The sequence below is a fragment of the Nitrosococcus wardiae genome, assembly GCF_004421105.1.
GTDB lineage: Bacteria > Pseudomonadota > Gammaproteobacteria > Nitrosococcales > Nitrosococcaceae > Nitrosococcus > Nitrosococcus wardiae.
In genome coordinates, this window is the sequence record NZ_CP038033.1 from 478,292 (window position 1) to 494,166 (window position 15,875).

A 15,875-nucleotide genomic window follows, 5' to 3' on the forward strand; every position below is an offset into this window, starting at 1 on the left:
ATGAAAATCCATTATCTTCAACACGTACCCTTTGAGACTCCTGCCAATATTGAAAAGTGGGCAAAAGCCAATGGCCATCCCCTGTCAGCCACCCAATTTCATCGTGGCGACCCGCTGCCTGAAATAGGATCAATTGATTGGCTAGTGGTCATGGGTGGCCCAATGAACATTGACGAAGAAGATAAATATCCTTGGTTGCTACAAGAAAAAAAATTTATCGAGCAAGCTATCAAAGCAGAAAAAGTTGTGATTGGTATTTGTTTAGGTGCCCAATTGATTGCGGCAGTATTAGGCGCGAAAGTATTTCCAAATCCCTATAAAGAAATTGGATGGTTTCCTATCCAATTCACAGCGGAAGCTAAGGCTTCGCCTCTATTTAACTTCTTGCCTCAAAAACTCAATGTCTTTCACTGGCATGGGGATACCTTTGAATTACCGCTCGGTGCTAGCCGATTGGCCCAAAGCAAAGCATGTCATAATCAAGCCTTCATTTACAATGACAAAGTACTGGCTTTGCAATTTCACCTTGAAGTCAGGCCAGAAAACGTGCGACAAATCATTGCTCACTGTGAACATGAACTTACCGGCGGCAAATATATCCAGAAACCGGAAGAGATGTTATCCCAGGAAGAAAACTTCAAAAAAATTAATGAGGCTATGGAAGGTATTTTAAACAGGCTTCCGGGTTAGTCACTGATCTTGTCACTATCTGGCAAATAGACCTGGTACTCTGCCTTATCCATTGCCTTTTTTATCTGGTAAACATGTTCCAACCCTCGCGTATGGACGATAAATTCGACTTCCGCTAACGGTAAGGATAGATTGGTGAATGCCCGTTGATGACGAATCTCTACAATATTGGCCTCTGCACTGCCCAATAATTGAACGATTTCTCCCAGAGCGCCCGGTTGGTCAGGCACCGAAACCCGAATTCGAACTAAACGGCCAGAGCGAACTAGACCCCGCTGGATAATGGAGGAAAGGACAAGCAAATCAATATTGCCACCGGACAGGATAAGCCCTACCTGGCGCCCCTTAAATCGATCACGATGATGAACCAGTGCCGCCAATCCTACCGCACCTGCCCCTTCAACCACGGTCTTTTCTATTTCAAGCAACATCAGCACTGCCGCTTCTATGGCCTGTTCATCTACCAACAGGATCTCATCCACCCACTGGGTGACAGCGGCGAGGGTTATCTGCCCCGGTTGCTTCACCGCGATTCCTTCTGCAATCGTGTCCTGGCCACATTTAACGGGCATTCCCTGGGTGGCTTGAAACATAGAGGGGAAACGTGCCGCTTCTACACCCACCACTTCCATCTCGGGCCTTAACCCCTTGGCAGCAATGGCCACACCAGAGATTAAGCCCCCTCCTCCCACAGGAACGAGCAACACTTCTAAATTAGGACAAGAATCAAGTATTTCCAGGGCAATAGTCCCCTGACCCGCGATGATTTTTTCATCATCGTAAGGATGTACCAGCGTCAGATCCTGTTCTCTCGCCAGCTTCAAGGCATAGGTACTGGCTTCACTCAAGCCGGAGCCATAGAGAATAACTTCAGCCCCAAAGGCACGGGTGTGTTCCACTTTCACATTAGGCGTAAAACGGGGCATCACAATGGTTGCTGGGATACCTAAACGTTGAGCATGGTAGGCGACCGCCTGGGCATGATTCCCCGCGGACATGGCAATTACCCCCCCTTTGCGCTCTTCGGGGGTCAATGACAGCAATTTGACCAGAGCTCCCCGTTCCTTAAAGGCACCTGTAAAGTGAAGGTTTTCAAATTTTAGAAATACCTCTGCGCCGGTAATCTCAGAGAGGGTACAGGAGTGGGCGCAAGGAGTCACCTCAAGACTATCGGTGATTAAATCCGCTGCCTCACGGATATCTTGTAAAGTCACTGTCACAATTGAACTTCCCACAAAATCAACACGTCAACATAATCCTAGAAACGGCAGTTGCCGCTAAGAAGTACAGGAAAGATATGATGAATACTGACCTTCTAGCCGCTGACCAGCTTTCCCACTAAGGTGGTGCTGCCATTGCTACGATAATATTAGGGGACTATTGTTACCCTGGCTATTAGGATTGACATATGCCGATTGTAGAAAAAGATCCCTGGCGCGCTCAGTATTTCGAGAACGTTCCCTGCCCCAAAGACTTGTTCATTCCCACAGACGATGAATTGGCATGGCAGCTTTATCCCCAATACCGCTGGATTTATAACAAAATGTCAATTTGCGAGAGCCAGGACTTGGAGTATGCTCCCCACGACATCCTGCCGCCCTCCTTTCCGGTGTTTAGCAAGCCAATTTATAACCTCCGCGGCATGGGAAGTGGTAGCAAAATCATTGAGTCTGCCGAACAATACGAGCGTGAACAGGCGCCAGGACACATGTGGATGCCCCTATTGGAAGGTGAGCATGTGAGCACTGACGTGATCGTGGTGAAGGGGGAACCTAAATGGTGGCGTCATACCATCGGTAAAGCGCTGGAGGGCGGCATTTTTGATTATTGGACGATCCTTGCCGAGCCCCGCCCCGTCATTGAAGATTATTGTGGGCAGTGGCTACGCCAGCATCTAAAAGATTACACGGGAGCCCTCAACCTGGAAACTATCGGTGGCAAGATCATTGAGGCGCATCTGCGATTTGCCGATCAATGGCCCGATCTCTATGGCCCAGGCTGGTTGGACGCCATTGTGGAGCTTTATACCCACCACCGCTGGCACTATCGGGATGAGCAGCGCCGCACAGGCTACAGTGTCGTGTTGTTTGGCGCCCATGGACTACACTACCCCCAACTCAACCATAAGACTGTGGATGAAATTTTGACCGAACCCGGGATTTCCAGCCTCCAAATCACCTTCCTACCGGATAAACCTCCGGAAGTCCACGCCATGCCCCCCGGTGGCTTTCGGTTGGCTATCGTGAACTGCTGGGACCTAGAAGCCGGTCTCGCCGCCCGGGAACGATTGGCTCTAGCCTTCTGGTCAACCCAAGAGATCCGCGCGGACAGGATAAGCATAGAGCAATTATGAAAGTCGTCACCTCATTCCCCCATCGGGTGCGGGAAATCGAAAACTGTTGGATCCCCATGTCCGACGGTTGCCGCCTAGCCGCCCGAATCTGGCTACCCGAGGACGCCACCCAATCTCCCGTACCAGCCATTTTCGAGTATATCCCCTATCGTAAACGGGATTTTACCCGTCCCCGCGACGAACCCATGCACCATTACTTTGCTGGCCACGGTTATGCCGCGGTACGGGTCGATGTTCGCGGCTCTGGGGACTCAGACGGCTTGCTATTAGACGAGTATCTCCAACAAGAACAAGATGATGCCATCGAGGTTATCCGCTGGATCGCCTCCCAACCTTGGTGTTCCGGTGCCATTGGCATGATGGGCATTTCCTGGGGAGGATTCAACTCCTTGCAGGTTGCGGCTTTACAGCCCCCAGAGCTTAAGGCGATCATTACCCTCTGTTCCACCGATGACCGCTATGCCGATGACGCCCACTACATGGGCGGCTGCTTGCTAAACGAAAACCTGACTTGGGGTTCAGTGTTATTGACCTTTAATGCTTATCCCCCAGATCCGGAACTGGTGGGTGAGCGTTGGCGCGAAATGTGGATGGAGCGGTTACATCATGCCGTTTTGTTCCCCGAAGTTTGGCTACTCCACCCACGACGGGACAGATATTGGCAACACGGCTCGGTGTGCGAGGACTATAGCCGTATCCATTGCCCTGTATACGCTATTGGCGGCTGGGCCGATGCCTATTCCAATGCCATCCCCCGGCTGCTAAAAGAATTGTCAGTACCCCGTAAGGGATTAATCGGCCCCTGGACCCACAGTTTTCCCCATGAAGGCGCACCTGGACCCACTATCGGCTTCTTACAAGAAGCCCTACGGTGGTGGGACCATTGGCTCAAAGGCATTGATCAGGGAATCATGGAGGAGCCCCTATACCGGGTGTGGATGCAGGAAAGCGTGCCCCCCCAACCCTTTTATGAAGAACGTCCCGGCCGCTGGGTTGCAGAAAAGCTTTGGCCTTCCCCGCGGATTACACCCTTACGACTGATGTTGACCCCCAACCGCCTAGTGGAGGAAGGGGTTGCCGAAACCCAACTGGTTTTCCAATCACCCCAGACCACCGGCCTCACTGCCGGCGACTGGTGTGGCTTCGGTGCGGATGGCGAAATGCCTACCGACCAGCGTGAAGATGATGGCAAATCCCTGACCTTTGATTCTACCCCTCTGGACCAGCGCCTGGAAATTCTGGGAGCCCCCCTAGTCACCTTGGAGCTTGCCCTAGATCAACCCGGCGCCCTCATCGCCGTACGCCTGAATGATATTGCTCCCGATGGTGCTTCAACCCGCGTAACTTATGGTCTGCTCAATCTCACCCATCGCCACAGCCATGAGGCTCCTGAACCTTTAAAGCCAGGCAAGCGCTATACCGTCCAAGTCCAACTCAATGATATCGCCCATGCTTTCCCTCCAGGTCATACCCTCCGGCTGGCGGTATCTACCAGCTACTGGCCGGTGGCATGGCCCTCGCCGGAGCCGGTTCATCTGACCCTATTCACGGGCCATAGTTACCTGGACTTACCGGTGCGCCCCCCCGACCCCCAAGACCCATCGCTCCGCCCTTTTGAAAAACCAGAAAAGGCGCCGGCCCCCGCGCACCTCACCTTGCGGCCGGCAAAATTTCAGCGCACTATTGAGCGGGATCTTTCCACCAATGAAACCTTGTATACCATTTTCAGTGACGGCGGTGATTTCGATGGGGCGGCAGTCGCCCACCTCCACGCCATTGACTTAGACCTTGGCCATACGATTCTAAAACGTTTTCGCATCGGCGAGACCGATCCCCTGTCAGCCCGTGCGGAAAACGAGCAAAATGCCTTACTCCGCCGCGGTGATTGGGAAATCCGCATTAAAGCCCGAACCTGCCTGTCCTCAGACCAAGATAGCTTTCACCTCTACGCGGACCTAGAGGCCTATGAAGGAAAAACATTGGTTTTCTCTCGCCGCTGGGAGGAGACCATCCCCCGGGATCGGGTTTAAGCTAAGGATTACCCCCTAGCTGGTTTGGTGGATACCTGCCTTTATCTAAGTATCTCAGTAAAAGTTTTGCAGTATTCCGGGAGCGAGCCGGTGGCGTGGAGCCAGGGGACAGGGAAGTCCCCGCCAACCCTTTTTTCAGGGAGGAAAAACGGGTTTGGGGAACACCTCCGGCTCGCTCCTAAAACACCTCATATTTTATTCATAGGTACTTATATCGAACTTGGGCAGCATGGAGGATTCTTTCCAATAGCTCGGCATAATGGTATCCGGCAAATCCCGCCATCAAATTCAACTTGCCATCCCAACACCAGGCAGGATTAGGATTGACCTCTAACAATTTAATTTCACCCTGGACATCGGTGCGGAAATCGAACCGGGCATAATCCCGGCAGCCTAGCCGCTCGAATAAAAACAGGCAATAACCCACCAAACGCTGGCGCAGATCCTCCTCTAGGGAGGCCTCGCGATATTTAATATCGGTCCAGTAAGGTGATTGAGGATCGATTTTAGAAGCATAGGCCAGGATAGGAGGCAAGCGGCTGGCCACCAGCTTACTATAGTCCACCACCAGGATAGGCAATATCATAAAACCAGAGGCTGGGTTACCCAGTATGCCAACGCTGTATTCCTCGCCGGGCAAAAATTCTTGGATCAGCCGATCCCAGTTGGGAAATTCTATGGCGAGCTTGTTGAGATAGGCACGGGCTTGCTGTTCGTCGTGGACCAGGGAGGCCTCGGTGATCCCCAAACTGCCATCTGCCCGGTTAGGTTTGATTAAAACAGGAAAATTTTGGGATACTGCTTCGTAGGGGTCATTGCAACCAACAAAAGTTTCGGCAGGCACAGGAATACCATGGGTTCTCGCCACCGACCGCACCAGGGACTTGTCATAGCACATCCCAAGACAAGTGGGTCCTGCACCGCTATAGGGAATTCCAAGTATTTCCAGCAGTGCCGGGAGGTGGAGTTCCTGGCGAGCTTGGTTTTTATAGCCCGTATCACAAAAATTGAGGACAAAATCCGGGGGATCGGCGATGAGATTAGTCATCAACGTCGAATGGTTATCCAGGTAGGTAAACCGGTAACCTTGCAATTCTCCCAAGGCCTCTTTAACTCTGTCCACCGCTTCTATATCCTCGGCACTAAAGCAGCTACCGATTTTGGACTCATCCGGCAAGCGTGGATCACCTAAAATGACCGTGATATGAGGAAAAGGCAACTCCCTAGGGGGACAAAAATTATCCCTAATTGCAGACATTTGGGTTCCTTAAATAGTTAATCGTGCGACCCTAACCGGTTCTAGGATTACTTCGTTTAGCAACAAACTCCAGCCATTATTATCTCTCAAGGTCTTCCCATCATGGTTAAGCAAGCCCGTGTAATAGGGAATGTCATTCTTTTAGGTGCAATATGCAGTAGCCTATTATGGCTCCGGTGGAGGAATATTCCTACCCATTTAGACGCCCTTGTCCTGGGTATTTTGGGGGGGACTATCCACGGAGGGTTTTATTGGCGGCGTTTATTCCATCGGATCACACGCCAAGATCGGCGCTTTGGACGGAATCGGATCTTTGTCCATTATTTGTCTCTATTCGAGCTACTATTAGCTGCTGCCACTTGGAGTCTTTATCTTCTTATTGCCCTGGCTCTTTTAGCACTGGCAGGTTTTCTCTTGGATCTCTTTTCCGGGCATTGGTGGAGCATCTTCATGGGGAGTTTCGGCACTACCGCAGCTCTGGTCTTGGGAGGCAATATTATTCGCTATGAGCGCCATAATGGAACGCTATATTACCAATACGATAGCCGCTCTTGGCTCGGAGGAGAAGGACTGCTCTATCAAAGGGGAAAGGCGGTCCAACCCCTCACCCCCAAAGGCAAAATTATGATCAATGGGGAGTTATGGAATGCAGTCTCTCTAAATGGCGAAAATATCGAAGCCGGAGCATATGTGGAAGTGATTTCCCGGGAGGGCCTCACCCTCTATGTAGACAGTCTCCCCCAATAGCGTTACTTTCAAGGTTTTCCAGTCAGCAAACGCCGATCGGCGCGTTGGAGTGCCTCGGGGGAACCATGCAAGATTAAGGCATCTTCAGCTTCAATACGCATTTCCGGCGTCGGATTAGCCTTTCTAATCCCCTGGCGACGCACGGCAGTCACGGTAACCCCATGGCGACCCAGGGCGAGTTCCTGTAATGTACGCCCTACGGCATATCCCCCTTGGGGGACTCGAAAAACTTGCAACCGCTCGCGCCGACGGGGAGAGCGGCGGCCATGAAAAAAAGTCCGCAATAAACTATAGCGGTCGGACCGAACCTCGGTGCTACGTCTGAGTACTCTTCTAATCGGAACGCCAAGCAACAGCAAAATATGAGCGGCTAGGGTCAGACTAGCTTCCAAAGCATCGGGGATCACTTCTGTAGCGCCAGCATTCAAAAGTTCTTCTAAATGGGTATCGTCTATAGTTCGCACTAAAATAGAGATATCCGGCCGGGAAGCATGGATATGACCTAGAGCCTTCAGCGCCGAGCGCGTATCATTAAAGGTGACAACCACAGCCTGGGCCCGCTCTAGCCCCGCGGCATGCAGTATATGTTCACGAGTCACATCGCCATAGCTGACCGGCTCGCCTGCCTCAGCGGCAGCCCGTACTCGATAAGGATCCAAGTCCACGGCGATATAGGGAAAATTCTCTTCGGCCAGAAATCGCCCAATATTCTGACCCACACGGCCGTAACCGCAGAGGATAATATGGGATTCTAAACCCTTCGCCGTTTCCGCCACTTGTTGTGCAATACCGGTGCGCATTCGCTGGAGACTGCCGGCAAAAAAGTATTCAGCTAGCGTCGTATTAAATCGGATCAACACCGGCGCTACGGTCATGCTCAACAGCACAGCGCTCAATATCACTTGCCCAACAGCCCCCCCCAATAATCCCACATCCAGGGCTAGAAACAGGATGACGAGGCTAAATTCCCCCCCTTGTGCAAGGACGATACCTACCCGTAATGCCGTACTGGCAGGTAAATGGCTTGCTTTGGCCAGCCCCGCAATCACCCCCCCCTTTACCAATATCAGGCCGGTAGCCAACAAGACCGCTGCTGGCCAAACCTGGACTAGAACTTTCAGATCCACGAGCATGCCCATGGTAATAAAAAATAAGCCCAATAAGACGTCTTGGAAGGGGCGAATATCCGCTTCAACCTGATGCCTGAATTCCGTCTCCCCTAATACCATTCCCGCCATGAATCCTCCCAGCATTAGGGATAACCCTGCCTCTTGTCCAAACCAAGCCGCCCCCAGGCTCACCAGGAGCACGGCCAACATGAACAGCTCTGGAGAATGGAGCGAGGCAATATAACGAAAAAATGGCCGTACACCCCAACGCCCTAAAAAGAGCAAAATAAAAAATACGCCAGCCCCCTGGGCCAAGACCGCCACCATGTCCGAAAAACGCAGCCAGGGGGTTCCTTCCGCCAATATCGGCAAAATCAACAACAGGACGATTGCGGCCAGATCTTGAAACAACAAAATGCCCACTGCCGTATGGCCCAGCCGAGTGTGGATTTCTGTTTGTTCAACCAGTTGCCGGCATACGATAGCGGTCGAAGACATTGCAAGCGCTACTCCCACGGCAAATGCCGCCGCCGGCTGGAGGCCAAAGACACCAGCCGCCACCCCTATTACCAGGGTCGTCAGCCCCAATTGCATCCCTCCCAGACCCAATACCGTAGTTTTGTCTGCCAATAAGCGAGGGAGGGAGAACTCCAGGCCAATAGTGAACATTAAAAAAATCACCCCTAGTTCTCCCAATCGATGTATCGCTTCTAGGTCTTGCACCCATCCCAGTGCATGGGGCCCGACAATGACTCCCACTAGTAAATAGCCGACGATAGGGGATAAGCGAGCCCGCTGGATCAACCCAACGACCACAAGAGCAGTGCCCAGAAGAATTAAGATATTATCGATTAGCAATTGTCTTGCCGGTTTGCTCGCTAGAGGTGATAAGAAATTTAAGTGGCCCAAAGCAATGACAAAACCGCCGCCCAACTATTGCCCAAGGAACCCAAAATATTAGACCGACGGCCTATGGGTTTATTTCCGTCTTTTTCAACCCATTCTCCCCATTGTAATTTGTCGGCTATACTTTTGCCCAAAAGGAATTGGTGATCTTTTATAGGGCTAAGTCAGCAAGCTAACGCAAATGGCTCATAACGTGTTATAAATATAACTCATTAACAACTATTTAAGGTGTCAGAATGGAAGATTTATCCACGATGCAATGCGAGGCCTGTGATGCAGGGGCGCCCCAGGTGACAGAAGCAGAAATCCGGGAACTTCATCCGCAAGTGCCTGAGTGGAAAGTTATTGAAGAAAATAATATCCGTCGCCTGCAACGGATTTTTAAATTTAGCAATTTTGCTGAAGCACTGGACTTTACCAATAAAATTGGAGCCCTAGCAGAAAAGGTAGGACATCACCCTGCTATTTTAACGGAGTATGGACAAGTGACTGTGAGCTGGTGGTCCCATAAAATTAAAGGGCTTCATAAAAATGATTTCATTATGGCAGCTAAAACAGATCAATTGCTGCAGTATTAAACCACCCCTCTACGGGAAACAGCCGCTCAACGAATAACTGCTGTACACGAGAATTGAAGATAAAAGCTAAAAAATCATCTATAGGGGGGGCTAAATAAAACAAAGCCCCTGTTAGCAAATAGAGCAACCCGGTCTTTAAGGGGGCGCGGAAACTGCCCAAGTTCAGCGCGGTACCAAAAGAGCGCTTCACGCTTACCCCCATCAGATCTACACTGTATAGCTCATCCAAGACTAAGTGAGTCAGAAAACCTAAAAACACAAACGTGCCACAGAGCCAAGCATTGAGCACCGGTACCTCAAGTGCCTGCACCGCAAGCACCACGGTTCCTAACGAAAAAAACAAAGCCGCAGGAATAGAATGAATAAGACCTCGGTGAACAGTCAACTGAGTAAACAGGGAAAATATCCCGTAGCGGATAATAATAAAAGAAGCACCCCATAAAAGAACTAATTCTATAAGAGAGTAATGGGCCCCCAAGTATAAAACCAAGAAAAAACCAGTTATGACCCCAAGCACATTAAATGTCCAGCGAACGGGTATGGAACTATCAGAATCAATGTCAGGAAGCATCCCTCCAACCACACCTAAGACAAAATAGGTCATCAGTATCTGTGCCGGGAAAGTATGTGTCATCATAAGCACAGTAGCCCCGATGCCGCTTACTGCCGCCGCACCAATCATATGGGTATTAAAGTCTGCCATCGCGAATCATGATTAAAATGAAAAAAGATACCGTTAAAAATCAACATTCCTCGCCACATCCCCTGGACCGGATTGCTTTTTTGGGGATTACGATTGCTATTCTAAGCGCATTAGCAGCAGCCTTATCAGGATTCGGGCATCGTCTAGGCTGGTGGCACTTTGCGACTGGCTTCTCAGTCCTGCGTTGGACAGCTCTCGGTGCGCTAACCGGTATTGTCTTCTCCTTGTGGGGCGCTTTCCGTACCCGACCAGGACGACAGCGGAGGGGATTTTGGCCGGCTTTGCTAGGGCTTACACTCAGCTTGGTAGTGCTCTCCATTCCCCTCTACTGGCTGTTCATTGCACGCTCGGTGCCCCCCATCCACGATATCACCACTGACACCCAGAATCCGCCCGCTTTTTCAGTGCTTCTTCCCCTCCGTGCCGATGCTCCTAACCCCTCTCATTACGGGGGCATTAATATTGCTGCCCAGCAACAAGAAGCCTATCCAGAAATTAAACCTCTTCGCCTACCACTCAATAGTCAAGCCGCACTTGATAAGGCATTAGCTGTTGCCCATAGCTTAGGGTGGAAGGTAATAGGAGTCGAATCCCAGAAAACGAAAGGGGGCAGTATCCGCCTCGAAGCTACCGATACAACATTCTGGTTTGGCTTTATCGATGACATCGTCGTTCGCATTACGCCACTTGACCAGGGTTCTAAAATTGATGTGCGCTCCGTTTCCCGGGTAGGCCGCAGTGATGTAGGCACCAATGCACGTCGAATTCGCGCTTTCTTAACGACACTAAAAGAGCGTGCAGCAATAAAATGACAAAAAAGAACCGGCTAAAATTTATAGCACTTACCGTTTAAATAGAGCAACGGTTTGGCCGGTTATTCCATTGCTCTGAGAAGTTGGGGAGGCTCTATGCCGTATCCCTGAGCGAAATCAACTCCAATTTCTTGGAGTTTTGCCAAAACAGCCTTGTTTTCCACATACTCAGCAATGACCTTCTTACCCATGAAGTGACCAATTTCATTAATAGATTTGACAACTGCATAATCACTAGGGTTAGTGGCTATATCTTTCACAAATGTCCCATCGATCTTAAGATAATCCACTGGGAGGTTTTTCAGATAGGAATAGGAGGACAAGCCACTGCCAAAATCATCTAGCGAGAAATGGCAGCCGAGGGCTTTCATTTCCTGAATAAATCGAGCGGAGCTAGAGAGGCTTGCCACACCAGCAGTTTCTGTGGCCTCAAAGCAGACTCTGTGGGGGGGAGCACCTGTTCTATGAAATTCACGCTTGACAAATTCTGCTAACTTCTCATCACTTAGGGATTGCCCCGAGAGATTGATGGCCACCCCCCCCAGCTGCTCTAGCCTCTCCCCGTGATCAGCCATCCATTGGAGTACAGATTGAACCACCCACCGATCGATAGTCGCCATTCGATGATAGAACTCTGCCGTCTGAATAAATTCACCGGCAGCAATCCATTGCCCATTTTGGCCCCGGAAGCGCAGTAAGATCTCATAATGCGGTTCCATTTCTGAATGACTCGCAATAGGTGTAATCCGCTGACACCATAACTGTAAGCGGTTATCTTCCAATACTTCACCAATTCTTGCAACCCACTCCACCATGCTATGGCGACGGACAAACTCTGCATCATCAAGCTCGCAAACGCGAATCCGGTTTCTTCCCGCCTCCTTTGCTTTCGTACAAGCGGTCTCTACCCGTTGCAACAAAATGGCGGCATCCCGATTCTGATCGGAGACCGCCACCAAACCAATACTGACACCCACGGAAAGGCGTTTGTTATTCCAAGCTAGCTGATAGTTTTCAATGGCAATTCGCTGTTTCTCTGCAACCTTGTAGCCTTCGCCTAGGGAACATTGGATTAACAACACCCCAAATTCGTTATCTCCTAAACGAGCCAGAATGCCTCGATCCGCCACAAATTGTGCCAGCAACTGGGCAATTTCTTTCAATAACGCATCCCCTGCCTCATAACCACAGGTGCTATTAATAATTTTCAACTGATCTAGATCCAAGTAGAGTAAAACATGCTGGTGATGCTCGTGCTTTGCCCGAGCTAAGGCATGATTGACTCGTTTTTCGAATTCTTTGCGGTTAATCAACCCGGTGAGAGGATCATGGGTCGCTTCATAGGCAATATGATTATGGAATTTTTGGAGAACCGCATACTGCGCCCGATCTAAAAGAGGCACATTAGCATCTTCCAGTAGGGTCGCTGTTCCGCGGCGAAGCTGCATCGCAACTTCATTAAGACTCAGGGTGGCCGCTTTCTTACCTTTCGTATCCACAAAAACAAAGGTAGTAAAATCTTCAGCCACCCATACCAACTGCAAGCGTCGTGGGCGACCTTGGCGATCGGTAAACTGTACCCAAGAATTTAAGGGCAACCGCTTGGCGCGATTCACCCAACTTTGGGAATCCTCATCTCTGCCTTCCATGGTAGGGGCTTGAGGGCCCAAAACTTTACCACGGGTTATCTCTGCCTTTACCTCCGGTTGTGTTTCAGCGATCATCCGTCTGTGTTTTTTTAACTGTTGCTGAGCCTGGTAGCTTTGAACGACCTGAGCGATATTACTGGAAATGGACTGGGTACGCTGCCCAAAGAGCCGTTTAAGCTCCTCTAAAACTTTATAAAAAATGTCAACATTATGCTCAAAATCGTGGGCAATATAATTCACAAGATGATCGATTTTGGCCTCAAATTGGGCATCAACTTCATCACGCTCCTTGTTAGGAGGGATTTCAAGCTGCGCCAGCAGATTAAGAATCTGCCGTGCAGGATGATTTCCTTCATCTAAAAAGGCTTTGTCCAGGATGGCCAGCCGCAATAGGGGGATTTCCAACTGCCTAATCCAGGTCCTGGCATTCTCCGGCAAGGCTTTGTCTTCAAGAATAGAGACCAGCAGATTACCCACAATTTCTATGAGATCGTGGGCCTCACTGCTGGGAGGCTCATTGCGAACAGTACGTTCCTGATGGGTTATCTTTGATGATAGCTGTGCTAGCCAATCAGTAACCCTATCCTCATTACCAGTATTTGCCTTGTGATCAGGGCTAAAATTCGCAAGCACCTCAAGCAAATCCTCTTCCCTTTTCAATAATCCGGCAGGAGTATAGCCTCCTCTGCGTTGTCCATGCAGTTTATACAATCCAAGTAATTCTCGAGTCACCCTGTAAGCCTCGGCGGCAGCAAGAGTAGGGGCAGGGTCCTGGGAACGATCAAGGCTAAAAGCTTCCTGGGGCACTGGTTTTTGAGCCGGGGATGGAGGTGCCTCGGGGGTAATTCTGCCCCTGGATGGAGTTTTCTGTCCACTAGGCGGAGAAGAAGGATCTCCCTGAGGTGTAACTGGCTGTTCGCTAAATGATGATGCTCTATTTTGAGCGCTCTGGCCCTGAGGGATAGTAAATTTCCGCTCTAGTGATGGCAGAATACCTTCCGCCTTTAACAGCCCATTTAAATTATTATATAGCACACCCAATTTATCCTCAGCAGCCTTCTTAAATACCTTGTAGATACACTGCTTGATATAATGCCCTATTTCTAAGCTTCGGATTGCACCTTGCAATGCACGGCAAATAGCCCTTGGGCCTACAGGGTTGTTCTCTTTATCAACGGAAATCCCCATGAGACGAGCAAAGCGCTTTTCAATCTCGAACAACAGATCAGCATAACAAGCCTCCATTTTCGATACGGCTTCAGCAATCGCCAACCAATCTTCAAATTCCTCCTTATCGACAACGGCAAGCTTGGAGGATTCGGCCTGATTTTCCTGCGCAGATAAAGCGTCCCTTGCAGTAGCGCCTAAATCATCTAGCTGGGCTAAGAGGGTTTTTTGCCATTTTTCCTCCACCTGCTGGCGATGGCCTTTTATTTCTTCAATCGCCTCAAGATAGAAAGTCTGCTCCAAATTATTTTCTGCATCCCTGGCACAAAGAAATAGGGTTTCATCCAGTTGCTCAAAAAAATCCTTTAAAATTATAGGGAAATAATCTGCCATTTGCTTCCGACAAGCTTCTACAAGAGCATTATTCCCTTGCCTGTTTTTTTTCTCACTGGAGGAACGGGTTTGTTTTGGCCCCAATTTGGGTTGAGGGGGTGTTCGCCGCGATTGGGCGGTAAGGTAATGAAGGGCTTGCAGCACCGCAGGTCCCGTTTCAGAAAAGGCTGCCCCAATTCCCCCTTCAGAGACCCGGACTATACGCATGTTGAGGGAAAAATCCTTATTGCCCACAGAAATTGAACAAGAAAAATGAACGGTGATTATTTCACCCGTATGTTCTCGTAGCTGGATATAAGTGGCTTGAGGATCTCTAGGCACGAGGAAAAAACCGCCCAGACAAAAATCTCGGATTTCCACATCACACCGCACAAATCGTGCACTGCTGAGATAGGCATCTATTTGTATGGGCTGGCGCGGAAAGGCCCGGCGATTTAACTTACTCCCCTGCGGTGTATACATACTTTTTAACTTAATTTAAATACCTATGGCTAAAGGAAGGCACTCTAAAATACCCTAGGGATATCGACCGTAGCTAGCCACTCCTTTAATGAGCCGATATCCGGAGTTCACCCGATTTTTATCACCTCCAATAGTCTGCCTCATCTCAATGGGTTTGCTAGGCTTGTGGGTTTCGCACACCTTCCCTATAAAAACACTTAGGACTTGGTGGTCGGTAATTGACTGTCTATATTTATTATTTAAGCAAGCCTGCTGCATTCAGCCCCCAATAAAAGGAGAACAAAATGGCTCAGGCGAATAGCGACAACCGCACCAATGAGTGGTTTGTTCCTTCCTTTGGCCCATTGAAGTTCCGAGTCCTGATAGGGCTGTTGTTTCTGCCATACACCAGCATGGTTCTTGCTTATACGGTGATTGGCTCCATGCTCGCCCCGACGATATACTGGGACCGGGTGGCTGCTATCCTACTCATTTACTTTCTCGCTTTAGGCATTGGCGCCCATGCCCTGGACGCCCTAGGCAGCAAGAACATCAAACCCTGGGGCCATGTCTTTTCAGTGAACCAGCTTCGTGCCCTCGCCACTTTCTCTCTCATCGCCGCCTATGGGATTGGCATTTACTATATGCTGATCCATACCCCTCTACTCTGGCTCATTGCTATCCCCGAAGGTTTTTTTGTTCTTGCCTACAATCTAGAGTGGTTCAAGGGACGGTTTCATACCGATGGCTGGTTTGCCTTGTCCTGGGGAACGCTACCCGCCCTGGGGGGCTATATTCTGCAGACCAACCAACTATCCCTGGCGGCTCTGCTAGTAGGCGCTGCCATGGGCTTTTTAAGCCTGGTGGAAATTAAGGCCTCTCGTCCCTATAAAGCGCTCAAACGGGCTCACACCTTGGATAGAGGTGAGAAAGATTGGGCTCAAGCTCACACCTTAGAAAGCATATTAAAAAGTATCAGCCTAGGGGTTATCTTGCTTGGCGTTGGCATGGCCATCTGGCGCGGGTGGGCCTAAGAAAA

Annotated in this window: 12 protein-coding genes; 7 read left to right on the forward strand and 5 right to left on the reverse strand. The window is 50.0% G+C overall.

Annotated features, from left to right (window positions below; genetic code table 11):
* A complete protein-coding gene (locus tag E3U44_RS02405) occupies window positions 1-690 on the forward strand; it encodes a type 1 glutamine amidotransferase (protein ID WP_134356492.1) in 690 nt (229 codons plus the stop codon).
* Here E3U44_RS02405 and E3U44_RS02410 read toward each other — a convergent pair.
* Window positions 687-1,910: a threonine ammonia-lyase gene (locus E3U44_RS02410; protein WP_134356493.1), complete on the reverse strand. Its 1,224-nt coding sequence runs from the start codon at window positions 1,908-1,910 to the stop codon at window positions 687-689. The genes E3U44_RS02405 and E3U44_RS02410 overlap by 4 nt on opposite strands.
* A 188-nt stretch (window positions 1,911-2,098) precedes the next feature.
* Here E3U44_RS02410 and E3U44_RS02415 point away from each other — a divergent pair, with 188 nt between their 5' ends.
* Window positions 2,099-3,043 carry an ATP-grasp domain-containing protein gene (locus E3U44_RS02415; protein WP_134356494.1) on the forward strand — a complete coding sequence of 315 codons (945 nt, stop codon included), beginning with the start codon at window positions 2,099-2,101 and terminating at the stop codon, window positions 3,041-3,043.
* Window positions 3,040-5,073: a CocE/NonD family hydrolase gene (locus E3U44_RS02420; RefSeq protein ID WP_134356495.1), complete on the forward strand. Its 2,034-nt coding sequence runs from the start codon at window positions 3,040-3,042 to the stop codon at window positions 5,071-5,073. Before E3U44_RS02415 ends, E3U44_RS02420 begins: the two co-directional genes overlap by 4 nt.
* Window positions 5,074-5,272: 199 nt before the next feature.
* On the opposite strand, the gene E3U44_RS02425 is transcribed toward E3U44_RS02420, so the two are convergent.
* Window positions 5,273-6,331 (reverse strand): D-alanine--D-alanine ligase family protein, encoded by a 1,059-nt coding sequence (locus tag E3U44_RS02425; RefSeq protein WP_134356496.1) that lies wholly within the window; start codon window positions 6,329-6,331, stop codon window positions 5,273-5,275.
* Window positions 6,332-6,433: 102 nt separating this feature from the next.
* Between E3U44_RS02425 and E3U44_RS02430 the strand changes: the two genes are divergently transcribed.
* A complete protein-coding gene (locus tag E3U44_RS02430) occupies window positions 6,434-7,078 on the forward strand; it encodes an NfeD family protein (RefSeq protein WP_134356497.1) in 645 nt (214 codons plus the stop codon).
* Between the two features lie 8 nt (window positions 7,079-7,086).
* Here E3U44_RS02430 and E3U44_RS02435 read toward each other — a convergent pair whose 3' ends face one another.
* Window positions 7,087-9,120 carry a monovalent cation:proton antiporter family protein gene (locus E3U44_RS02435; protein WP_134356498.1) on the reverse strand — a complete coding sequence of 678 codons (2,034 nt, stop codon included), beginning with the start codon at window positions 9,118-9,120 and terminating at the stop codon, window positions 7,087-7,089.
* A gap of 209 nt (window positions 9,121-9,329) precedes the next feature.
* Between E3U44_RS02435 and E3U44_RS02440 the strand changes: the two genes are divergently transcribed.
* A complete protein-coding gene (locus E3U44_RS02440; protein ID WP_134356499.1) occupies window positions 9,330-9,671 on the forward strand; it encodes a 4a-hydroxytetrahydrobiopterin dehydratase in 342 nt (113 codons plus the stop codon).
* On the opposite strand, the gene E3U44_RS02445 is transcribed toward E3U44_RS02440, so the two are convergent.
* Window positions 9,643-10,374: a metal-dependent hydrolase gene (locus E3U44_RS02445; RefSeq protein ID WP_134356500.1), complete on the reverse strand. Its 732-nt coding sequence runs from the start codon at window positions 10,372-10,374 to the stop codon at window positions 9,643-9,645. The two genes, E3U44_RS02440 and E3U44_RS02445, sit on opposite strands and share 29 nt — an antisense overlap.
* Window positions 10,375-10,391: 17 nt before the next feature.
* Here E3U44_RS02445 and E3U44_RS02450 point away from each other — a divergent pair, with 17 nt between their 5' ends.
* Entirely contained in the window at window positions 10,392-11,186 is a 795-nt protein-coding gene (locus tag E3U44_RS02450; protein ID WP_134356501.1) for a DUF1499 domain-containing protein, read from the forward strand.
* A gap of 62 nt (window positions 11,187-11,248) precedes the next feature.
* Here the strand turns inward: E3U44_RS02450 and E3U44_RS02455 are convergent, their stop codons facing one another.
* The gene (locus E3U44_RS02455; RefSeq protein WP_134356502.1) at window positions 11,249-14,857 is read right to left on the reverse strand and encodes a DUF1631 family protein; all 3,609 of its coding nucleotides are present in this window, start codon (window positions 14,855-14,857) and stop codon (window positions 11,249-11,251) included.
* Between the two features lie 284 nt (window positions 14,858-15,141).
* Here E3U44_RS02455 and E3U44_RS02460 point away from each other — a divergent pair, with 284 nt between their 5' ends.
* Window positions 15,142-15,870, forward strand: a complete 729-nt coding sequence (locus E3U44_RS02460) for a UbiA prenyltransferase family protein (RefSeq protein WP_134356503.1) — start codon at window positions 15,142-15,144, stop codon at window positions 15,868-15,870.
* Window positions 15,871-15,875 lie beyond the last annotated feature (5 nt).